Source organism: Nonomuraea sp. NPDC002799 (genome assembly GCF_053592075.1).
In genome coordinates, this window is sequence record NZ_JBSFVA010000003.1 from 529281 (window position 1) to 550710 (window position 21430).

Annotated in this window: 22 protein-coding genes; 6 read left to right on the plus strand and 16 right to left on the minus strand. The window is 72.5% G+C overall.

The features are described 5' to 3' along the window. Positions 1-79: 79 nt before the first annotated feature. Together ACWD0F_RS09225 and ACWD0F_RS09230 are read left to right on the plus strand one after the other, a co-directional pair. Entirely contained in the window at positions 80-2104 is a 2025-nt protein-coding gene (locus tag ACWD0F_RS09225) for a hydantoinase/oxoprolinase family protein (RefSeq protein WP_449873475.1), read from the plus strand. Further along, positions 2101-3801, plus strand: a complete 1701-nt coding sequence (locus ACWD0F_RS09230; RefSeq protein ID WP_449873477.1) for a hydantoinase B/oxoprolinase family protein — start codon at positions 2101-2103, stop codon at positions 3799-3801. The genes ACWD0F_RS09225 and ACWD0F_RS09230 overlap by 4 nt, the downstream gene beginning before the upstream one ends. Before the next feature lie 51 nt (positions 3802-3852). Here ACWD0F_RS09230 and ACWD0F_RS09235 read toward each other — a convergent pair whose 3' ends face one another. The 9 genes from ACWD0F_RS09235 to ACWD0F_RS09275 form a co-directional block, all read right to left on the minus strand. Then, entirely contained in the window at positions 3853-4491 is a 639-nt protein-coding gene (locus ACWD0F_RS09235; RefSeq protein ID WP_449873478.1) for an adenosylcobinamide amidohydrolase, read from the minus strand. Next, positions 4488-5261: an ABC transporter ATP-binding protein gene (locus tag ACWD0F_RS09240; RefSeq protein ID WP_449873479.1), complete on the minus strand. Its 774-nt coding sequence runs from the start codon at positions 5259-5261 to the stop codon at positions 4488-4490. The genes ACWD0F_RS09235 and ACWD0F_RS09240 overlap by 4 nt, the downstream gene beginning before the upstream one ends. After that, positions 5258-6292, minus strand: a complete 1035-nt coding sequence (locus ACWD0F_RS09245) for a FecCD family ABC transporter permease (protein ID WP_449873480.1) — start codon at positions 6290-6292, stop codon at positions 5258-5260. Before ACWD0F_RS09245 ends, ACWD0F_RS09240 begins: the two co-directional genes overlap by 4 nt. A gap of 3 nt (positions 6293-6295) precedes the next feature. Further along, positions 6296-7252 (minus strand): ABC transporter substrate-binding protein, encoded by a 957-nt coding sequence (locus tag ACWD0F_RS09250; RefSeq protein WP_449873482.1) that lies wholly within the window; start codon positions 7250-7252, stop codon positions 6296-6298. Between the two features lie 199 nt (positions 7253-7451). After that, positions 7452-8309 carry a Gfo/Idh/MocA family protein gene (locus tag ACWD0F_RS09255; protein ID WP_449873484.1) on the minus strand — a complete coding sequence of 286 codons (858 nt, stop codon included), beginning with the start codon at positions 8307-8309 and terminating at the stop codon, positions 7452-7454. Positions 8310-8376: 67 nt separating this feature from the next. Then, positions 8377-9198, minus strand: coding sequence for an SDR family NAD(P)-dependent oxidoreductase (locus ACWD0F_RS09260; RefSeq protein ID WP_449873486.1), 822 nt, complete (start codon positions 9196-9198; stop codon positions 8377-8379). Continuing rightward, on the minus strand, positions 9195-10388 hold the full coding sequence (locus ACWD0F_RS09265) for a cytochrome P450 (protein WP_449873487.1): 1194 nt from the start codon (positions 10386-10388) through the stop codon (positions 9195-9197). Before ACWD0F_RS09265 ends, ACWD0F_RS09260 begins: the two co-directional genes overlap by 4 nt. Beyond that, complete coding sequence (locus ACWD0F_RS09270; protein ID WP_449873488.1) at positions 10385-11341, minus strand: phosphotriesterase family protein; 957 nt, start codon at positions 11339-11341, stop codon at positions 10385-10387. The genes ACWD0F_RS09265 and ACWD0F_RS09270 overlap by 4 nt, the downstream gene beginning before the upstream one ends. Continuing rightward, on the minus strand, positions 11326-12093 hold the full coding sequence (locus tag ACWD0F_RS09275; protein WP_449873489.1) for a phytanoyl-CoA dioxygenase family protein: 768 nt from the start codon (positions 12091-12093) through the stop codon (positions 11326-11328). Before ACWD0F_RS09275 ends, ACWD0F_RS09270 begins: the two co-directional genes overlap by 16 nt. Before the next feature lie 85 nt (positions 12094-12178). Here ACWD0F_RS09275 and ACWD0F_RS09280 point away from each other — a divergent pair, with 85 nt between their 5' ends. Together ACWD0F_RS09280 and ACWD0F_RS09285 are read left to right on the plus strand one after the other, a co-directional pair. After that, the gene (locus tag ACWD0F_RS09280; protein ID WP_449873491.1) at positions 12179-13087 is read left to right on the plus strand and encodes a TIGR03621 family F420-dependent LLM class oxidoreductase; all 909 of its coding nucleotides are present in this window, start codon (positions 12179-12181) and stop codon (positions 13085-13087) included. 38 nt (positions 13088-13125) lie between these two features. Continuing rightward, a complete protein-coding gene (locus tag ACWD0F_RS09285) occupies positions 13126-13713 on the plus strand; it encodes a histidine phosphatase family protein (RefSeq protein ID WP_449873493.1) in 588 nt (195 codons plus the stop codon). 119 nt (positions 13714-13832) lie between these two features. Here ACWD0F_RS09285 and ACWD0F_RS09290 read toward each other — a convergent pair whose 3' ends face one another. The 6 genes from ACWD0F_RS09290 to ACWD0F_RS09315 form a co-directional block, all read right to left on the minus strand. Further along, positions 13833-14096, minus strand: coding sequence for a sigma factor (locus ACWD0F_RS09290; RefSeq protein ID WP_449873495.1), 264 nt, complete (start codon positions 14094-14096; stop codon positions 13833-13835). Continuing rightward, positions 14096-14977, minus strand: coding sequence for a maleylpyruvate isomerase family mycothiol-dependent enzyme (locus ACWD0F_RS09295; protein WP_449873497.1), 882 nt, complete (start codon positions 14975-14977; stop codon positions 14096-14098). Before ACWD0F_RS09295 ends, ACWD0F_RS09290 begins: the two co-directional genes overlap by 1 nt. A 20-nt stretch (positions 14978-14997) precedes the next feature. Further along, the gene (locus ACWD0F_RS09300; protein WP_449873499.1) at positions 14998-15756 is read right to left on the minus strand and encodes a hypothetical protein; all 759 of its coding nucleotides are present in this window, start codon (positions 15754-15756) and stop codon (positions 14998-15000) included. 43 nt (positions 15757-15799) lie between these two features. Further along, on the minus strand, positions 15800-16057 hold the full coding sequence (locus ACWD0F_RS09305) for a 3'-5' exonuclease family protein (RefSeq protein WP_138717555.1): 258 nt from the start codon (positions 16055-16057) through the stop codon (positions 15800-15802). 88 nt (positions 16058-16145) lie between these two features. After that, positions 16146-16382, minus strand: a complete 237-nt coding sequence (locus tag ACWD0F_RS09310) for a DUF397 domain-containing protein (RefSeq protein ID WP_043632079.1) — start codon at positions 16380-16382, stop codon at positions 16146-16148. Then, positions 16383-17204, minus strand: coding sequence for a helix-turn-helix domain-containing protein (locus ACWD0F_RS09315; protein WP_449873582.1), 822 nt, complete (start codon positions 17202-17204; stop codon positions 16383-16385). Positions 17205-17426: 222 nt separating this feature from the next. Between ACWD0F_RS09315 and ACWD0F_RS09320 the strand changes: the two genes are divergently transcribed. Both ACWD0F_RS09320 and ACWD0F_RS09325 read left to right on the plus strand, forming a co-directional pair. Further along, positions 17427-17930 carry an ATP-binding protein gene (locus ACWD0F_RS09320; protein WP_449873502.1) on the plus strand — a complete coding sequence of 168 codons (504 nt, stop codon included), beginning with the start codon at positions 17427-17429 and terminating at the stop codon, positions 17928-17930. Positions 17931-18009: 79 nt separating this feature from the next. Further along, complete coding sequence (locus ACWD0F_RS09325; RefSeq protein WP_449873504.1) at positions 18010-20430, plus strand: helicase-associated domain-containing protein; 2421 nt, start codon at positions 18010-18012, stop codon at positions 20428-20430. On the opposite strand, the gene ACWD0F_RS09330 is transcribed toward ACWD0F_RS09325, so the two are convergent. After that, positions 20414-21421 (minus strand): ABC transporter substrate-binding protein, encoded by a 1008-nt coding sequence (locus tag ACWD0F_RS09330; RefSeq protein ID WP_449873506.1) that lies wholly within the window; start codon positions 21419-21421, stop codon positions 20414-20416. The genes ACWD0F_RS09325 and ACWD0F_RS09330 overlap by 17 nt on opposite strands. Between the last annotated feature and the right edge of the window lie 9 nt (positions 21422-21430).

The following is a 21430-nucleotide window of genomic DNA, read 5'->3' on the forward strand; positions in this document are numbered from 1 at the left end:
ACCAGGGTCCCAAGCACAAGGCGTAAGTCAATAGACCACTGCATAGACAAGCGCTTGCTAGGGACCATAACGTACCTGGATGGGTTACGCGATCGGCGTCGATGTCGGCGGCACCTTCACCGATGTGGTCCTGCGAGGCAGGTCCGGAGCGGTCTCCGTGGTCAAATGTCTCAGCACCCCTAACGACCCCATCGCGGGCATCGTCACCGGCGTTACGCGCGCCCTCGGAGACGCCGACCCCGCGCAGGTCACGCGGGTGGTCCACGCCACCACGCTGGCGACCAACGCGGTGCTCGAACGTAAGGGGGCCCGCGTCGCCTATGTCACGACTCAGGGCTTTCGCGCCGCCATCCCGCTCGGCCGCTACGCCCGCGTCGAGGAGGACCGCTACGACCTCCGCTTCTCGCCGCCGCCCCCGCCGGTGTCCCCCGGCGACTGCTTCGAGGTGGTGGAGCGGATCTCGGCGCGCGGGGCCGTGCTGACGCCGCTGGACCCGGAGTCGGCGCGGCGGGCGGCGGCGGAGATCGCGCGGCGGGGCATCGGGGCGGCGGCCGTGTGCCTGCTGCACGCCTACGCCAACCCCGAGCACGAGCGGCAGGTCGCGGCGATCCTGCGCGAGGTCGTGCCCACGGTGGTGGCCTCGTCGGAGGTGTGGCCGGAGATCCGGGAGTACGAGCGCGCCACCACCACCATCATGTCCGCATATATAGGTCCATTGATGGCGTCTTACCTGTCGCGGTTGCGAGCACGGCTGGCGGAGATCGGGATCGTCGCGCCCGTGCACGTCATGGAGTCGAGCGGCGGCGTGATCTCCGCCGAGCTGGCCGCCAGGCGGCCGGTGGCCACGATCGAGTCGGGCCCGGCGGCCGGCGTGCTGGCGGCGGCGGGGACCGGGTTCGCGGACGTGATCTCGTTCGACATGGGCGGCACCACGGCCAAGGCGTGCGTGGTGCGCGGCGGGCGGCCGGAGATCACCCACGAGTTCCACGTGGGCGGCAAGGGCAGCTTCGGCGGGCGGCGGGCGGGCACCGGCGTGCCGATCAAGACCCCGGCCATCGACCTGGCGGAGGTCGGGGCGGGCGGGGGCAGCGTCGCCTGGCTCGACGCCGCCGGGGCGTTGCGGGTGGGCCCGCACTCGGCCGGCGCCTCCCCCGGGCCCGCCTGCTACGGCCTGGGCGGCTCGGAGCCCACGGTCACGGACGCGAACCTGGTGCTCGGCTACCTCTCCTCGGCCTCCATCCCGCTGTCGCCGGCGCTCGCCGCCCAGGCCCTCGACCGGATCGCCGGGCCGCTGGGGGTGTCCAGGGAGGAGGCGGCGTCCGCGGTGCACGAGATCGTCAGCGCCTCGATGGCCTCGGCGGTGCACGTGGTGACCGTGCAGCGCGGGATCGATCCACGTGGCTTCGCCCTGGTGGCCTTCGGCGGCGCCGGGCCGATGCACGCGGCCCGGGTGGCGGAGCGGTTCGGGATCGGGACGGTGGTGGTGCCCGCGTACTGCGGCGTGGCGTCGGCGGCCGGACTGCTGTCGGGCGCCCTGTCGACCGACCGGGTGCGCTCCCGCCTGGACGCGCCGGATCCGGCGGCGCTGTTCGGCGAGCTGGCCGCCGAGGCCGCCGCCGACCTCGGCGTCTCGCTCGACGATCCCGGGGTACGGGTGCTGCGCTCGGTGGACGTCCGCTTCAAGGGCCAGTCCCACGACCTGACCGTCGACTGGACCCCCGCGCGAGCCGATCTGGAGGAGCGCTTCTCCGCCCGGTACGCCCGGGTCTACGGGATCGCGCAGCGCGGCGAGATCGAGCTGGTCAGCTACCGCGTCCGCGTCATCACCCCGGCCGCCGAGCCACCCCACTCCTCACCCCCACCCCCAGCCCCGTCCCCGCCCCCGCCGGCGGAACCCGGCCCGGCCAAGCCCGGAACGAGAGCGGCCTACTTCCCCGAACACGGCGGGCCCATCGAGATCCCCGTCCACACCAGGGACACCATGGACGTCCTGGAAGGCCCGGCCGTCATCGAGGACGCCGAGTCCACGATCGTCGTCCCGCCCGCCTGGACCGCCACCCTGACCGGGACCCGCGCCGTCCACCTGACGAGGGCCGCGCCATGACCGACGCGCTCACCGCCGAGGTCCTCAGGAGCGCCCTGGTCGTGGCGGCGGAGGAGGCCAGCATCGTGGTGGTGCGCTCGGCGTACTCGACGTTCATCGTCGAGGGCTCCGACGCCTCGGCCGCCGTCCTTGACGCGCGGGGCCGCCTGATCGCCCACTCCATGGCCACCACGCTGATGAACAGCATGGCGCTGAAGGTCGCCCTCCCCGAGGTGCTCGCGGACATCCCCCTGGACACGATGCGGCCCGGCGACGTGTACGTGCTCAACGACGCCTACCGGGGCGGCGTGCACACCAACGACCTGCTCGTCTACCGCCCGGTCTTCTCCGGCGGCGCCCCGGTCTACTTCACCGCCACCATGATCCACGTCTCCGACCTGGGCGGCCTGTCGGCGGGCGGCATGGCCCCGCTGGCCACCGACATCTTCCTGGAGGGGCTGCAACTGCCGCCGGTGCGCCTGGCGACCGAAGACGGCGTCGACCCGGCCGTCGAGGCCATCCTGCGGGCCAACAGCCGCACCCCGGACAAGGTCATGGGCGACGTGCGGGCCCTGGTGGCCGGCACGGCGGTGGCCGCCGCCCGGATGGAGGCGCTGATCGGCGAGTACGGGGAGCGGGGCCTGGCGGCGGGCATCGACGACTACCTGGACTACACGGAGACCAGGACCCGCGCCGCGCTGGCCGGGCTGCCCGAGGGCCGGTTCGAGGCGGCGTACCCGATCGACGACGACGGCATAAACCCCGAAAAATCACACGAAATCCGCGTATCGATCACGCTGAGCCCCGGCCACGCCCTGCTCGACTTCGCCGGCACCGGCCCCCAGGTCCCCGCGGCCATCAACGCCTCCGCCTCCCAGTCCCTGGCCGCCGCCGTCTTCGCGCTCCGCTGCTTCCTGGACCCCACCATCCCCATGAACGACGGCTGCCTGCGCGCCATCGAGGTGCGCCTGCCCGAGGGCTCCCTCCTCAACGCCCGTTCGCCCTACCCCTGCGGCGGCCGGTACGTCCCCATCTACGCCGCCATGGAGGCCGTCTTCCAGGCGTTGTCGGACGCGGTGCCCGAACGGGCGATCGCGGCGAGCGGGATCCTGCAGCCGTTCTCGATCGCCGCCGTCGGGGCGCCGTACTGGATCCATCTGTCCTACGACTTCGGCGGCGTCGGCGCCCGGCAGGGTTTGGACGGGCCGGACGCGACGGGCGTGCACTTCGGCATCGGCCGCAACTCGGTGCCGCAGGCGGAGCCGGTGGAGAGCCGCTGCCCGCTGATCGTCGAGTCCATCGAGACGATCCCGGACTCGGGCGGGCCCGGCCGCTTCAGGGGCGGGCTGGGGTCGCGGACGGTCTACCGCTTCCTGGCCGACTGCCACGTCACGACCCGCGGCGACCGCCTCCGCCTGCCCCCGCCGGGCCGCGACGGCGGCCTGCCCGGACGGGTGGGCGGCTTCTTCAAGCGCCATCTGGACGGGCGGGTGGAACGGCTGGCGTCCAAGGTGAACAACGTGCGGTTCGCGGCCGGTGAGGCGTTCGTCGTGGCCACGACGGGCGGCGGCGGCCTCGGGCCGCCCGGCGACCGGGACCGGACGGCACTCCTGGCCGACTTGGACGCGGGCCGCGTCACCCCGCGAGGGGCGGCCGAGGACTACGGTCTCGACACTCGTGGCCCGGCCGAGCCGGCGCCGCCGAAGCTCGCGGAGTAAGGCGCCGCTTTTAGGCGCCGGGCTCGGTGGCCTGCTGCTTGCCGCATTCGCCTACCTGAAGTCACGAGGCCGCCACGCTTCGGCGCCGCGCCTGACCGCCGTGTGCACGGCCCGCGCCACCCGCGCCCCCCACTCCGACCGGGGCCCGCCGAACACCTCCTCCGGCCCCTCGTCCGGCACGGCCACGCAGACGGCGTCGGACGCCGTTCCCGTGCAGGGGTAGCCGGCCTCGATGAGCGCCTGCGACTTGGCCTCCGTCACCGTCATGACCGCGTTGACCAGCGCGGCGTCGGTCATGGCCACGGGCAGCACGGTGACGATGTTGATCGTCCCCACCCGCAGCGGAGCCAGCTCCGGATCCTCGGTCCCCTCAGGGGCGGCCGCCCAGGTGGGCACCCGCAGCCCCACCGTGGCCACGGCCTCGACGCCGCCGTCCGAGGCCCGCACGTAGCGGTCGACGGAGGCGGCGGTCATCATCCCGACGCCGTTCCCGCCGGGGCCGAGCGAGGTCAGGTGCTCGACCGGGTCCATCCGCGCGTAGCCGGCCACCACCTGCGCGTTCAGCACCCACGCGCGCGGCCCGATCCCGCCGCCGAGCATGGCGGAGGAGATCATCCGCCAGCCGGGGCCGAACTCCCACAGCAGAGCCCCGAGCCGGGTCCCCTCCTCCACCCGATACGTGAGCTTCACGACGCCTCCCTGACGAGATGCACGACGGGCCGGCCGCCGGGCCCTGGCTGGATGTTGACACGGGCGTCGAAGTGCCGTCCCACCAACGCCTCGGTCAGCACCTCGGCGGGTGTGCCGGAGGCGGCGGCGCGCCCCCCGGCCAGCAGCAGCAGCGCGTCGGCGTAGAGGCCGGCCACGGTCAGGTCGTGCAGGGTGGTGACGACGGTGAGGCCGTCGGCCCGCCGCAGGCGGTCCACCAGCTCCAGCACCTGCTGCTGGTGCCCGAGGTCGAGCGCCGTCGTGGGCTCGTCCAGCAGCAGCACCGGCGCCTGCTGGGCCAGCGCCCTGGCCAGCACCACCCGCTGCCGCTCCCCGCCCGACAGCGCCCCCGCCGGGCGCATGGCCAGGGCGGTCAGGTCCAGCCGGTCGAGCACGGAGGCGGTGACCTCCCGATCGTGGGCGCTCTCCCGCCCCAGATACGGGATGTACGGCGTCCGCCCCAGCAACGCGTAGTCGAAGACCGTCATGTCGGGCGGCATGGCGGGGGTCTGCGGGGCGTAGGCCAGCAGCCTGGCCCGCTCCCGGGGTTTGAGCCCGGCGGCGGGCCGGGAGTCCAGCGTGACGGTCCCCCGGTGCGCGACCAGCCCCATGACGGCCCGCAGCAAGGTGGACTTGCCCGCCCCGTTGGGCCCGATGACGGCCAGCCACTCCCCCTGCCGCACCCGCAGGCCGACGTCGGAGACGACCTCGCGGTCCCCGAGCCGCACGGACAGGCCGGACGTGCGGATCACGTGCTCGCCCTCCTGGTCATGCGCAGGACGCCGACGAAGAACGGCGCGCCGACGAACATCGTCACCACCCCGATCGGCAGCTCGGCGGGCGCGATCACGGTGCGCGCCAGGAGGTCGGCCAGCACCAGGAACGCCGCGCCGCCGAGCATCGACAGCGGCAGCACGATCCGGTACGAGCCGCCCGCCAGCCGTCGGACCACGTGCGGGATGACGATGCCGACGAACCCGATCAGCCCGCTGACCGCCACGGCCGCCGCGGTGGCGAGGGAGGCGGCCAGCAGCACGGTGAGCCGCACCCGCGCGGCCGGCACCCCCAGGCTCGCGGCCTCCTCGTCGCCCACGGACAGCACGTCGAGCATCCGCCCGTGCAGCAGGAGCAGGACGGCGGCGACGACGGCGTACGGCAGCACCAGCCCGAGCTGGTCCCATCCGCCGCCGACGTCACCGAGGATCCACGAGTAGATGCGCTGCAGCTCCTCCACCTTGAACTGCTGGATGAAGGTCTGGATGGCGGTCAGGAACGACGTGACCGCCACCCCGGCCAGCACCAGCGTCGCGGTGCCGCCCGCGCGCCCGGCCGTGTTGCCCAGCGTGTAGGCCAGGAAGACACCGCCCACGGCGCCCAGGAAGGCCGCGGCCGGGATGCTCCCGGCCAGCGACGGCAGCAACACGATGGCCACGGTCGCCGCCAGGCCGGCGCCCGCGGCGGCGCCGAGCAGGTACGGATCCGCCAGCGGGTTGCGGAACACCCCCTGGTAGCCGGCCCCGGCCATGGCCAGCAGCCCGCCGACCACGGCGGCGAGCAGCACCCTGGGCAGCCGCAGCTCGTACAGCAGCCCCTGCTCGACCGGCGCGAGCCCCGAGTCCACGTGCACGAACGGCAGCCAGTCCACCGCCTGGAGCACCACCTGCCAGGGGGAGAGGTCGGCGGCGCCGTCGAGGAGCCCCGCGACCATGGCCACGGCCAGCACGCCCGCGGCGCACGCCACCCACAGTGGTCTGGCCCTGGCCGGGCCGGCCTGCGCAGCCATGCGTCAGCTCGCGCCGGCCTTGGTCACGGCCGCGCCGATCGACTCGGCGAGCTGGACGACCCGCGGCCCCCAGCGGGAGGCGAGGTCGTCGTCGAGCTGGACCACCTGGTCGTTCCCGATCGCCGACAGGCCCTTCCAGCCCGGCCGCTTGGCCAGGGTGTCCTTGCTCTGCTGGCAGCACTTGACATCGGCCAGGAAGATCAGGTCGGGGTCGGCCTGGGCCACGAACTCGGCCGACAACTTGGGATAGCCGCCCGCCGCGTCCGGGGCCTTGTCGGCGATGTTGGTGAGGCCGAACAGGGCGTAGACCTGGCCGATGAACGTCTGGGACGTCGCCGCGTACGGCGTCTGGTCGAGCTCGTGATAGTAGGTGAGCTTCTTGTCCTTGGGCGCCTGCGCGGCCAGCTTGTCCATGGCCGACCGCATGCCGGAGACGACCTCGCCGGCCTTGGCCTGGTTGCCGGTGGCGGCCCCGAGCTCGGTGATCTCCTCGTACGCCTCCTCCAGCTTCGTCGCGGCGGGCTGGAGGAGGACGGGCACGCCGACCTTGCCCAGCTCGGCGACGACCTTGTCGAGGTCGTCGGAGACGATGACGAGGTCGGGCTTCTTGGCGACGATGGCTTCGACGTTCGGCTTGAAGCCGGACAGGTCGGTCTTCGGGGCCTCCGCCGGATAGTTCGACTGGTCGTCGACCGCGACGACCTGGGGGCCCGCGCCGATGGCGAAGAGCGTCTCGGTGTGGGTGGCCGACAACGAGACGATCCGCTCCGGCTTCTTGGCGAGGGTGACCTGGCCGTTGCCCGCCTCGATGGTGACCGGGAAGGCACCGGCGGGGGCTGAGGTGGCGGGGGTGGTGGGGGCTGTGGCCGGGGGGCCGGCTGTTGGGCTGGTCTGACCGCAACCGGTCAGCAGGAGTGTTCCCAGCAGCGCGCCCGCGAAGGCCGTGGGTACGGGCCTCACGTTTGGTCCTTTCACACTGTCGGAACCGAGAGACCCGCAAAGATGCGACGGATCACCCTTTTCCACGAGGGTTGATGACGTCGGCGCAGCGGCAGGCGACCTGGCTATGACAGTTGCGGGACAGCGCCGGACTCACACCGGACTTCGCTGCGCACTGCGCGTCGGACGTACGCTATCAATCCCCCGGAAGCCGCCCGCGTCAAGGGGTGAGTTGAGCCTCCGCCTCGGCGATGATCCGCTGGATCCTGAGCCCGTGGGCGGCGTCGAGGGGATGGCCGCCGCCGTCGCGCACGGTCTGGGCGAACTCCTCGACGAGCGTCGCCTTGGGGTCGCCGGTGTAGGGCGGGAGCACGGCGTTGCCGTCGTGGCCGTACACGGCGAACGTCGGCAACGGGCGCTCACCGGTCGCGACCATGCACAGGGACGCCTCGCTGACGGCGCCGCCCTCGTGCTCCAGCAGCAGTCCGGTCCAGCCGAGCGGGTCGCCGTGCGCCCGGACGCCGCTCACCCGGCCGAGTGCGGCGTCCAGCAGGTCGATGACGTGCGGGCCGACGTCGAGCAGCGCGCCGCGCTCCAGCCGCCACGGGGTGGCGAAGTGGTGGCCGTCGAGGAGGGCGCCGGAGATGTTGGCGGCGTGGCCGCCGAAGGGCCGGATGGCGGCGCAGCGGGCCAGGAACGCGCGGGTCTCGGCGGCGTAGCGCATGGTGAACACCATCTGGGAGGCCACGCCCGCCTCGGCGACGGCGTCCGCCAGCCGCCGGGCGCCCTCCAGCGAGTCCGCCAGGGGCTTCTCCAGCAGCAGCGCCTTGCCGGCCCGCGCCGCGCGCACGCCGATCTCGGCCTGCACGGCGGGCGGCACGCAGAACGCCACGGCCTCGCAGGCGTCGAACAGCTCCTCGATCCGCTCGAACACCGGCGCTCCGAGCCTGGCCGCCGCCTCGGGCCTGCGGGCCCACACGCCGGCCAGCCGGGTGTGCGGCCCCCGGGACAACATCGGCGCGTGCGCCCGCTCGGCCCAGGGTCCCGCTCCGATCAGCCCGACCGCCACCGGCTCCATCAGACCTCCAAGATCTACCCTGGAGCCACCATAAGGGACGTTCGTCCCGTGCCGGGTGTGCCCGCCGTCACGGCCGCTGGGTGTCGCGCCACTGCTGGACGGCGTGCTGGGGGCGGTGGGCGAGGGTGCCGGAGTCGATGACGACGGTCTGGCCGGTGACGCAGCGGGCCTCGTCGGAGGCCAGGAAGCACACCAGGGCGGCGACGTCCTCGACGGTGCACGGCCACGGGAGCAGGCGTTCCGCGGCCTTGTCGGCGAGCTGGGCCGGGGTCATGGCCCGCTGGGCGGCCCGGGTGAGGACGAGGGCGGGGGCGACGGCGTTGCAGCGCACGCCGCGGGAGCCGTACATGGTGGCGACGTAGCGGGTGAAGCCGGTCAGGGCGGCCTTGGAGGTGCCGTACGCGGCGTGCGCGGTGTCCCCGACCAGGGCCGACACCGACGACGTGAGGACGATGGCGCCGCCGTCCGGCATGACGGGGACCGTGTGCTTGACCATGAGCATGGCGCCGCGCAGGTTGACCTCCATGGTGCGGTCCCAGACGGCGGGGTCGAGGGTGTCCAAATCCCGGTCGCGGCCGTACACGTCGGCGTCGAGCACGGCGGCGTTGGAGTGCAGCACGTTCACCCGGCCGAACGCCGTCACCAGCGTCGCGACCGCCTCCTCCACCTGTTTGCTGTCGGAGACGTCGCAGGTCAGCGCGATGGCGGTGCCGCCGCAGGCGCGGATGGCGGCGGCGGTGGACTTGGCGCCGGCCGCGCGCAGGTCGAGCACGCCCACCCAGGCGCCCTCGGCGGCCAGGCGGGCCGCGCAGGCCGCGCCGATGCCGGACCCGGCGCCCGTCACCAGCGCGACGCGCCCGTCGAACCTGGCGCCGAGGCCGTCGCTCACCACTCCACCAGCAGGGACGTCAGGCCGCGGCCGACGATCGACTTGCGGTGGGCGGCCGGCCGGCCGGGGACCAGCCGCAGCTCCGGCAGGCGGCGGCCGAGCACGTCCAGGGCGGTGCGCAGTTGCAGGCGGCCGAGCGCGGCCCCCACGCAGAAGTGGATGCCGTAGCCGAAGACCATGTGCTCGGCGGCGTTCGGGCGGTCGATCACGAACCGCTCGGGGTCGGGGAAGACGGTCTCGTCGTGGGCGGCGGAGTCGGTGGAGAGCAGCACGAGCGAGCCCGCCGGTATGTCCACGCCGTGCAGTGAGACGTCCGCCGCGGCGTACCGGAACGACCCGAGTGACGCGCCGTCGATGCGCATGCACTCCTCTGCCGCGCCCGCCACCAGCTCGGGCGGCACCGGCCAGGCGTCCTCGCGCAGCAGCCGCAGGACGGTGTTGCCGAGCTGGTTGGGGACGGTGTCGTTGCCGCCGAGCAGGATCGTCGAGATCAGCTCGACCACCTCCCGGTGGCTCAGCTCGTCGCCGATGAGGGCGGTCATCAGGGAGGTGAAGTCGTCCCTGGGGTCCTTGGCCCGGGCGGCCACCAGGCGGTCCACGTAGTCGAGGTAGGTCAGGAAGCTGGCGGCCAGCTCAAGCTGGCGCTCCGGCGGCTGCGGCGACAGGAAGAGCTGGAACCAGTCCTTGACGTGCCCCTGCACGAACGCCTCGTCGGACTCCGGCACCCCGATGAAGCGGGCGGTCAGCTTGACCGACGGCTCGTGGCCGATCTCGGTGACGAAGTCGGCCCGGCCGCGCGGGGCCACGCGGTCGAGCAGGTCCTCGTTGAGCCGCAGGAAGGCCGTCTCCATGGCCGCGACCGCCCGGGGGGTGAACGCCCTGGACACCGACCTGCGCAGGCGGGTGTGGTCGGGCGGGTCCACGTTGGCCACGAAGGCGGACAGGAACGAGCCGTGCTCGCCCAGCTTCTCCTTCGTCTCCCGGGTGAGGCTGCGGGAGATGGTCAGCGAGCCCTTGGAGGAGAAACGCCGGGGATCGCCGTAGGCGGCGCGCACGTCGGCGTGGCGGGTCAGCACGTACGCGCCGAGATGCTCGCTGCGGAACACCGGCGAGCGGTGGCGCAGCGTGCGCAGGAAGGCGTAGGGGTCGGCGACGTGCCAGTCGGAGCTGACGTCGAAGTCCTCGATCATGCGAAGATCCTCCGCGGGTTGTCGACGAGCATCTGATGGATCTGGCCGTCGGTGACGCCCCTCTTGCGGAGCTCGGGGACGACGTCGCGGGAGACATGGAGCAGGTGGTAGTTCGGATGGCGGCGGCGGACGACGTCGGCGTCGAAACGATCGTTGAAGCAGTACGAGTCATGGCCTAACACCATTTTTCCGGCGTGCCCGCGCTCGCACATCGCCGCCACCACCGACACGCGGTCCTCGAACGGGCTGATCGTCTCGATGCCGAAGCGGTCCATGCCCAGGTAGGAGCCATTGGCGACCAGCTCTTCCAGGTAGGCCACGTCCGTCGAGTCACCCGCGTGCCCGATCACGACCCGGCCCAGGTCCACGCCGAGCGCGCCGAGCAGCCGCTGCTGCTCCAGGCCGCCCTTGGAGGCGCTGTGCGAGTGCGTGGTGATCGGCGCCCCGGTCTCCAGGTGCGCCTCGGCGACCGCCCGGAAGACCCGCTCGCAGCCCTTGGTCATCCCGAGGTGGTCGGAGGCGCACTTGAGCATGGCCGCCTTGACCCCGGTCCGCCCGATCCCTTCGGAGATGTCCCGGACGAAGAACTCCGCCAGCCGGTCGGGCCCGCCGAACAGGGATCCGGGGCCCCGGTTGGCGAAGTAGGGCGGCAGCGCGTCGTAGGTGTAGAGGCCGGTGGCGGCCACGATGTTCACGCCGGTGAGCTCGGCCACCCGCTGCACCGCCGGGACGTACCGGCCGAGGCCGACCACGGTCAGGTCCACGATGGTGTCGACGCCCTCGGCCTTGAGCGCGTCCAGCTTGCCGGCCGCCTCCCGCGCCCGCGCCTCCAGGTCCCAGCCCTCCGGGAGGTCCGGCCAGTTCCAGAGGATCTCCGGGCTGAGCCCGAAGACGTGCTCGTGCATGAGCGTCGCCCCGAGGTCGGCGACCGGGCCCCTCACGGTTTCAGGCACGGGAACCTCTCGTGTTCGAACGGCCGGTTCACCTGGAGCCCGAGCCCGTCGGTCTGCTGGTACGGCAGGCCGGTGTAGAGGGCGTCGGCGTCGAAGTAGGTGACGGTGAACGACAGGCGCGGATGGTCGTGGCGGTTGGCCGGCGCGCCGTGCACGGTCAGGGCGTGGTGCACGGTGGCGTCCCCGGCCTTGAGGTCGAGCGGCGGCGACAACTCCAGCTCCTTCAGCCACGGGTGCTGGCTGAGCTGGTCGTCCCCCGGCCTGGTGAAGCTCCTGCCGAGCACGCCGAGCCGGTGCGAGCCCTCGTAGAACCGCAACGAGCCCATGCCGGCGGGCACGTCGGCCAGGGCCAGCCAGACGGTGAGCATGGCCGAGCGGTCCATCGGCATCCAGGGGAAGTCCTGGTGGAACTCGGTGGCGCCGTGCTCGCCCGCCTCCTTGACCAGCAGGTTGGTGACCTGCACGCGCACGGCCCGCACCCCGCGCAGCAGCCGGGCGGCGTTGCTCCCCATCGCGGGCGCCATGGTCAGCGCGCCGAACAGCTCGTCGGCCGCCGCGACGTCCCTCGACTGCCCGAACGCCTGGTCGACCGGCGTGCGCTTGTCCCTGGCCCGGCTGCTCAGGTGGCCGGCGGCCCGCTCGCGCAGCGCCGCCGCCGTGCCCGGGTCGACCAGCCGGCCGAGGCGCACCCAGCCGTGCTCGCCGAAGAACGCCACCTCGTCGTCCGTCGCCTGGCGCACCTGGATCTCCATGACCCCAGTCTGGCACCTAAAGCAAGCGCTTGTTAAGACGCGGGCGTACAGTCGTCCTCAGGCGCTTGCTCGGAGTGGAGGCATCGTGCGGCGGTTCAGGTTCGGGGCGGTGGTACGCGAGGCCGGGTCGGGAAGGGCCTGGGCCGAGAAGGCCAGGCGGCTGGAGGGATCCGGGTTCGACGTGCTGCTGGTGCCCGATCACCTCGTCGGCCCCCGGTTCGCCCCCATCGCGGCCCTGACGGCGGCCGCCTGCGCCACCACCAGGCTGCGGGTGGGCACGCTGGTGTTCGCCAACGACTTCCGGCATCCGGCCGTGCTGGCCAAGGAGAGCGCCACGCTCGACCTGCTGTCGGACGGCCGGATGGAGGTCGGGCTCGGCACCGGCTGGCTGGCCGGCGACTACGCGGGCGCGGGCCTGGCCCTGGAGCCGCCGGGCGTGCGGGTGGACCGGCTGGCGGAGGCCGTCGCCGTGCTCAAGGGGCTCTGGGGCGACGGGCCGTGCACGTTCGAGGGCACGCACTACCGGATCACGGGGCTCGACCAGCGGCCCAAGCCCGTGTCCCGGCCGCATCCGCCGCTGGTGCTGGGCGCCGGCGGGCCGCGGATGTTGCGGCTGGCGGCCGAGGAGGCCGACGTGGTGAACATCGGGATGCGGGTCAAGAGCGACGGCAGCGGTCCCGACGGGCGCGACGGCGGCCTGGCGGCGTTCCTGGGCAAGCTGGCCCTTCTGCGGGCGGCCGCCGCCGGCCGTGCCACCCCGCTGGAGCTGGGCACGAGCGTGATGCAGGTGGGCGAGCGGAAGGCGGAGGAGGCGTGGAGCGCGGCCGACAGCTCGTCGCTGGAGGAGACGCCACAGGTCCTGCTCGGCACCCGGCACGACATAGCCGACAAGCTCCGATACTGGCGCGATGAGCACGATATTTCGTACTTTGTGGTGCATCACGAGCGGGACCTGCCCGCCTTCACCGCCGTCGCCGAGGAGCTGGCGACCTGACGCGCGGCCACGATCAGCCGTGCCCGATGATGGACCCCATGAAGGACATGTTGCTGCTTCGCCATGGTGAGACCGAGTGGAGCAAGGCGGGCAGGCACACGGGCCGCACCGACCTGCCGTTGACCGAGCACGGCGAGGAGCAGGCCAGGGCGCTGGCGCCGCTGGCGAAGGAGCCGTTCGACCTGCTGCTGGTCTCCCCCGCCCAGCGCGCCCGCCGCACGGCGGAGCTGGCCGGGCTGACGGGCTACGAGGTCGACCCCGACCTGTGGGAGTGGGACTACGGCGGCTACGAGGGGATCACCACGCCGGAGATCCGCGAGACGCGGCCCGGCTGGTACCTGTGGCGGGACGGCGTGCCCCCCGGCGACGCCGAGCATCCCGGCGAGAGCGCCGCCGCCGTGGGCGCGCGGGCCGACCGGGTGATCGCGCGGGCCGCGGCGGTGGAGGGCCGGGTGGCGGTGGTCGCGCACGGCCACTTCCTGCGGGTCCTGGCCGCCCGCTGGCTGCGCCTGGCGCCCGAGGACGGCCGGTTGCTGAGGCTGGACACCGGCACCTACTCGCGGCTCGGCTTCGAGCACGCCGAGCCGGTGCTGCTGACCTGGAACGCCCCCATCACCTGCGCCTGACGGTGCCGCCGGCCCGCAACCCGGCGCCTGGCCCGGTGCCGCCGACCTGCGACCCCGCGCCTGACCCGGCGCCGCCGACCTGCGACGCCGCCCTCACCCGCACCTGACCGGCGGGCCGGTCAGCCGACCTTGGAGCGCAGCGCCGACTCGTGCAGGGCCCGGCTCACCAGCCAGCCGCGCAGCGAGCCGAGGCTCGGGTCGTAGGACAGGGGACGCTCCCAGAGCGCGACGAACACGTTCTGGGTGATCTCCTCCGCGTGGGTCTGGGCACCGGTGACCTTGACCGCCACGCCGTAGACGTACGAGGCGTGCTCGTCGTAGGCGTCGGCGAGCGCGTCGAGGTCGCCGGCCATCAGCCGCGCGCACAGGTCCATGTCGCTCATCAGTCGCACCCCAGGGTGGCGGCGGCCCGGATCAGGTCGCGGGCGAGCGCGGGATCGCCCTCGGCCGCGTACGGGAAGCCGCCGGGCGGCCATCGGTCGGCCAGCAGCCGGCAGAAGTCCACCGCGCCGGCCGAGATGACCACGGCGACGTGGTCGGAGGCCGGCGAGAGGGGGATCGTCCACGTGCCGCCACCGGGTCCGGTGAGCACCACGGTGGCCGAGACGTCGCGGCGCGGCCCCTTCATCGCGCGCGGAAGCAGCGCCAGGCCGAACTCGGCGATCATGTGCACGTGCTCGTCGCGCGGCGCGGCCCTGGACCGCTCGGTGGCGGCGCGGATGTCGTCGGCGTGCGTCCAGGTCTCGAACGTGCGCTGGATCAGGGCCTGGCGCAGCGGCGCGCGGGCCGGTCGCGCCCCCGCCAGCGCCACCTCCACACCGAGCAGCACCTCGCTGCTGGCGGAGATCCTCGTCAGGAGCGAGCCGGCCTGCTCGCGCCAGCGCCGGTGCTCCGGCGCCTGTCCCGTCCCCGGCACGCCCATGAAGTGCGCCACGGTGGCGTCGTTGGCCGCCAGGTGGGCCACCAGGCCCCTGATCGTGCCGTGCTTGGCGACGGGGGCCTCCCACTGCGGCGCGCTCAGCTCCTTGAGCAGTTCGTCCATGATCGCGACCTGCTCGGCGTACGGCACCGCCACGGAGGCCACGCCGATCAGGGCCGGGCCGCGGCGGCGGCGCGCCTTGGCGAGCACGGCCTCGCGCAGCGCGGGGGGCGGCTCGACGGCCGTGTCCGGATGGTCCAGGAGCGCGATGGCCGCACCGCAGTCGGGGCACGAGGCCAGGTGATCGTCCGGCCCCTGCCCGTTATAGAGGTAAGTGTCCGTCATGGCCACCTCCGCAGCCGACGCTAACCCGGTGCTCCCCCTGGCGCCAGGCGGCAACCGGGGAACGGTGCCAGCAGCGTCTCACGCCAGGGGCCTTCGAGATAGTCGCGCGAGCGCTTTCCCCAGTCGAGCAGACGGGAGTCGGGGGCCACCTCGTCGTCGAGGCCCAGGGCGGCGTCGCGGGCGCGCTGCGTGGCCAGGTGGTCGTCGAGCGAGACGGCCCAGATCGTGACGGCCTCGGTGTCGCAGAACAGCACCTCGTACAGGCCGGCCAGGGTGTGCCCGTGCTCGGCCAGCAGTGGCGCGCGCTCGGCGCGCACCGCCTCCAGGTAGTCGAGGGCGGCTCCCGGGCGGACGCGGGCGCTCTCGAAGAGGTAGAGCTCGGCGGCGGGCGCCTCGGACAGCGGCGGGCAGCCGGGCACGGCGCCGAGCGGCCGGGAGAAGGCGGAGAAACGCAGGTCGTCGATGTCGGACAGGAACAGGCGCTGGTCCACGCCCTGGTAGATCTCCATCATCTGGCGCCAACCGCCGTCCCACCCGCCGTGGCAGTCCCACAACGTCACGGCCTTGAACTGCGGATGGCCGGTGATGCCGACGGCGTAGAAGGCGCCGACGAGGTCGATCTCGCGGGACCGGATGGACATGCCCGAGGTGAGCGTGGGAGCGGCGCGGCTCTCGTCCTCGCGCTTGTAGCGGGTCAGCCAGGTGAGGTACTCCAGCGGGCGCCTGGAGTTCATCGGCCGGAAGTCGACCTCCTCTAGCAGGTGGATCGCGCGCCGCACCACGCCTCCTCTACCAAGCGGTTGCTTGGCATGAGGATAGCGATCAGGTCAGCGCTTGGGAAGGTTGCGGCCCCCGCCCCGTGAGCCACTCCAGGACCCGGCGGTGCCCGGAGGTGGCGTCCTCGAAGTGCCCCCAGTGCCAGTAGCGCGGCTGGTCGCGGATGCCGGTCACCCAGGTCCGGTAGGAGACGGAGGCTCCCGTGGTGGCGGGCGCCACTCCATAAGTGCGAATCACGACCTTGCCGCCCGGTGCGAAGAGCACGTCGTCGGCGATCGGATAAAGGGTCATCTGGTCGAGCATGGTGCTGATCCTCCCGGCACGAGGAGGCCGGGCGGTTACGCCTCCGGCGCGCCCCCGTTAAGCGGGCGCGCCGGAAGTAAACACAGTGTTAAACGAGCAGGCCGTCGAACTCTCCGTCCTTCACCCCGAGCACCAGGGCCCGGATCTCGTCGCGGGTATAGATGAGGGCGGGGCCATCGGGAAAGCGCGAGTTGCGCACCGCGATCCCTCCATCGGGAAGCTCCGCGAGCTCCACGCAGTTGCCCTGCGAGTTGCTGTAGCGGCTCTTGCGCCACGCGACCTGGGTCAGGTCCGCCGCGGGCATGCCGTTGTAGGTCTGGTTCATCTACATCTTTCTGAGAAGACCGCCGATGAGCTCGACGGTGCCCCCTGGCGTGGTGCTCTCCACGCACAGTTGCTCCATTGCGGTGAGGTATGGATCGATGTCCTCACGCTTGTCGAGGTACAGGGCACCCCAGAGCTGCTCGACATAGACAACGTCCGACAAGTCAGACTCGGGAAACCGCAAGATGCTGAACGCGCCCCCTTCAGCGGCATGCTTGCCGAATCTGAAGGGCATCACCTGGATGGTGATGTTGGGAAGTGCCGCGACTTCCAGCAGATGCTGGAGTTGCTCGGACATGACCTCCCGCCCGCCGATGGTCCGCTTGAGCGCCGCCTCGTCGATGACGGCCCACAACCGGGGTCCGTCTTTCCGGGTGAAGCGCTCCTGACGCTGCATGCGCAGATGCACGCGCCGTTCGATTTTCTCGGGACTCGCATCGGGGTTGCCAAGCTGGAATACCGATCGCGCATACGCGGCCGTCTGCAGCAGACCTGGCACGAACTGCACCTCATAGGTGCGGATCACGCTGGTCGCCTCTTCCAGGCCCACGTACGTGGTGAACCACGTGGGGAGCTCGGCCGAGTACTTGTGCCACCACCCGGGGGTGTTGGCCTCGCGAACCATTTCCAGCAGGGCACGGCGCTCGGCATCGTCGACGACGCCGTACAGGGTGAGCAGGTCTTCCACGTCACGTGTCTTGAAGCCGACCCGTCCGAGCTCCATACGGCTGATCTTGGACTCGGACGCCCGGATGTGGAATCCGGCCTGTCCCCGGTCGAGCTCGCTGGCCTCGCGGAGGCGCCTGAGGCTCGCCCCCAGCATGATGCGCCGAACGGTCGAACCGGAACCGGGCGGATCAATGGACACGTGCTGCTCCTTGGTCGTTTCCTTGCGACACAGTCTGTCACTTCACGGCCGAAAGATCATGGGCCGCGGACAAGATCCCCTTTCCCCCATATTGACCATTTGATGGCAACCGTAGCGCCTGCACGGGTTGCCTGCACGTGCATTCGCTCTTGCACCTGCACGAGAGTTTGGCGCAGAATGATCAACGTGCAATCCACCACGGCCCCCGGCCTGTGGACCACGTTCGACTGGTGGCCTCCTGTCGGCTGGTGGCCGGAGGCGGCTCGCGATCTACTGGTCCCAGGACCTGCTGCGAGTGCCACGTTCGTGCTCCCGCCCACCGCGTCCTCCGTCCATTCCGCCCGCAGCTTCACCGCGGGCACACTGATGGGCTGGGGACTCACCGAGCTGACGGAGAACATGGAGCTGGTGGTCTCGGAGCTCGCGACCAACGCGCTCCGCCACGGCCTGCGTTTCGACGAGCCTCGCCGCCAGCGCCCGGTCCACATGTCCCTGGTGCGCCGGGGATCACTCGTCACCAGCGCCTTCACCGATCCAGGCTCCTCGGTGCCGGTGCTGCGATACCCTGACCCCCTCGACACCGGCGGGCTCGGGCTCCATATCGTCGAGTCGCTCAGCCAGCGCTGGGGCTGGTCCGCACTGGCCCCACACGGAAAGATCGTCTGGGCAGTCCTCTCCTGACCGGGGGTGATCTGCATTACCGTGGATGGCTATGGCTCACGGTGAGTCCCGCGTCGCGACCCCATGAGAGTGCTGACCGATGGAAGATCACCTGCTCGGCTGGCTGCGAAACCTAGACGAAGACAGGCTCGGCCGCATCCTGGCGAACCGGCCTGACGCCATCGCCGCGCCCTGGCCCCGGCGGCTCGACACCCTGGCCCAGCGGCTCGGCAACGGTTTCGCCGTGATGGAGACCCTGCGTCGCCTGCCGCTGCCCTGTCTGCAGCTCGCCGAGGCGGCCCTGGCCGTCAGCCGTCCCACGGCCGACCGGCTGGCACTCTTCCTCGACACGCCGGCCGGCGAGGTGACGCCGTGGCTGGAGCACCTTTTCGACCACGCGCTGGCCTGGCCGGACGACGACGGCGTGATCCGGCTGGCCGAGGGCGTCGCGCGCTGGTGGGCCGCGCCGCTCGGCCTGGGCGAGGCGCTGGACCACCATCTCAACTCCTGGACGATCAGCAACGACACGCTGCGCGCGCTGGCCCGCAAACTGGGCCTGCCCGCCCACGGCAACAAGCGCCGCACGATCTCCCGCGTCATGGAGGTGCTCTCCGACACCGGCAGGCTCCAGACGCTGGTGCGCACCGCGCCCGAGGGCACCGCCACGCTGCTCGACCGGTTCGCCTGGGACGGCCCCGTGCTGGACGTCGACGGCGGCCGGTTCGTCACCCCGGGCACGCCGGAGAAGTGGTGCGCCGACCACGGCCTGCTCTTCCGGCCCAACTGGCACGTCGCCGAGATGCCCCGCGAGGTGGCGCTCAGCCGCCGCGGCCCCGGCTACCACCCGCCTTTCGACCCCGCCGCCCCCGAGGTCGCCACGATCCCCGTCGATCCTGAAGAGGTCGACCACCTGATGACGCTGGCCGCGCCGCACGTGGTGGAGCGGTGCGCGGCCCTGCTCGACAACATGTCCAAGACGCCGCTGCCGCTGCTCAAGACCGGTGGCGTGGGCGTGCGCGAGGTCCGCAGGGTGGCCAAGGAGACCGGCTGCGACGAGGACGAGACGCGGCTGCTGCTGGAGGTGTGCGCGGTGGCCCGGCTGCTGGCCTGGGACGAGCAGTCGGGCGGCATGATCCCCACCGAGCGCTTCGACCGGTGGCGGCTCGACGAGGGCTCGGCCCGGCTGCGGGTGCTGCTGTCGGCGTGGTGGCGCATGGAGCGCTCCTCGTTGCGCAAGGCCGACGGCAAGTACGGCACCGTGCTCGGCGACGACCCCGCGGGCAGCGTGGTGGCCCAGATACGCCGGGTCGTCCTGTCGGTCCTGAACCACCTGCCCGCGGGCACGGCGTACGCCGGCCGCGAGAGCCTGCTGGCCAACGTGCACTGGCAGGCCCCGCTGATCGACCGGGAGCTGCTGCTCGGCTGCGCGCCCGCCGTGCTCGACGAGGCCAGGCTGCTGGGGCTGCTGGCCAACGACGCGCTCACCGACCTCGGCCGGGCCCTGTCCGGGCTCACCGCCCTGCCCGGCGACGAGAACGACGACGCCGTGCCCATGGTGGAGCACGACCCCCTGCTGGCCGAGGCGGCCACGCGGGCGCTGGCCAGCGTGCGCAGGAGCGCGCTGTTCGGTCCCGACCTGACCGCGGTGGTGACCGGGCCGCCCTCGGCGGAGCTGGCGGCGCTGCTCGACCGGGTCGCCGAGCGCGAGTCGCGGGGCGCGGCCTCGGTGTGGCGCTTCACCACCGAGAGCGTGCGCCGCGCGTTCGACCACGGCTACGACGCCGATGAGCTGCTCGACGAGCTGGCCGGGGTCGGCACCATCCCGCAGCCGCTCGAATACCTGGTGCGCGACACCGCCCGCCGGCACGGCGAGGTGACCGTGACCACGGTCGGCTGCGTCATCCAGGCAGGCGACACCGCGCTGCTCGCGGAGATCGCCGCGCACCGGCGGCTGAGCCGGCTGGGCCTGCGGCTGCTGGCCCCCACGGTCCTGGTGAGCGCGTCGGGCGCCGAGCGCACGCTGGGCCTGCTGCGCGAGCACGGCTACTCCCCCGTGCCCGTCTCCGACACCGGCGAGATCACCGTCCACCGGGCCAGGGCCGAGGAGCCGCCCAACGGCAAGCTGATCCTGCTGCCCGGCGGCCAGGTGGCGGAGCTGGCCGAGTTCGCCGGCGACGCGGAGTTGCAGGCGCCCCCCTACCTGGCGGCCGAGCCCACCCCCGACCCGGGCGAGCACGCCCGCCGGCTGCTCGCGAGCAGCCGGTCCGGTGACACGACGAGCGGCCGCACCTGGGCGATCATCGGCAGGATGGCGACCCGGCTGCCGACGGCGCAGCAGTCGCTGCTCGGTTTCGTGGTGGATCGCGGGGTGCGCGCCGGCATCACGCTGACCGGCGGGCTGACCGCCACGATCAGCCACGGCGAGCTCAACGGCGGTGCGCTGGACGCCTGGTGCGAGGAGGCGGGCGACTACCTGGAGTTCCCGCTGGCCGAGATCGTCGAGGTCAGGGGAGGGTTCTAGCCTTCTTCAGGTTGGCCACCAGGCCCTCCAGGAAGGCCGCGTATCCCTGATAGCTGTAGGGCGCCTCGGCGTTCCACGGGTAGAGCTGTCCGGCCTTGACCGCGGGGAGCTTGGCGAAGGTGGGCTTCTTCATCATCTCCTCGGGCTTGAGCGCCTGGGTGCGGGTGTCGTAGAGGATCACGTCGGCGTCGTAGGTGTCCGCGTTCTCCCAGCTCAGCGTCTGGAAGAAGCCGCCCTCGTCCACCTTCGACGGCGTGACGACGCTCAGGCCGCCCTCGACGAGGTGCACGATGTCCGGGTACTCCGGCGGGTTGACCACCCAGAACGCGTCCGCGCCGCCCGACACCATGAGGATCTTGAGGTCCTTGAACCGGGCGAGCTCCTCGGTGGCGGCCTCCATGCGGGCCTTGGCCGCGGGCACGCCCTCCATGGTGGCGCCGAGGGACTTGGCGAGCTCCTCGTACGTGCCGATCACCTCGGTGGCGCTCTTGCCGGTGAGCATGACGCCCACGGTCGGGGCGACCTGCTCGATCGTGTCCTTGGACTTCTCGGGCACGTACCAGAGGGTGCCCTTGACGTACATGCTGCTGACGAGCAGGTCGGGCTGCAGGGAGATGTACTTCTCGACGTTGAACTCGTCCCACACGTTGCCCAGGCCCTGGACCTGGGCGATGTCGACGTTGCCGACCTGCGGGTCCTTGGCGCCGTCCGCGAGCTTGTGCGGGCCGAAGACGCCGATGGGGCGCACGCCGAAGTCCCACAGGGCGGCGGCCGCGCCCACCTGAGCGACGATCTTGGAGGGGACCTTCGGCTGGGTCAGCTTCTTGTCGCGGTCGTCGGTGAACGACCAGGTCTGGGGCGCGGGGGCGGCCGAGCCCGCCGGGGCGGTGGCCGCGCTGCCGCCGTCGCCGCACGCGGCCAGCGCCAGGGCCGCCGCGAGTCCTGTGGCGGACGCCAGGAAGCCCCTGCGCGCCAGTACCGGTCCCGACATGTATGTCTC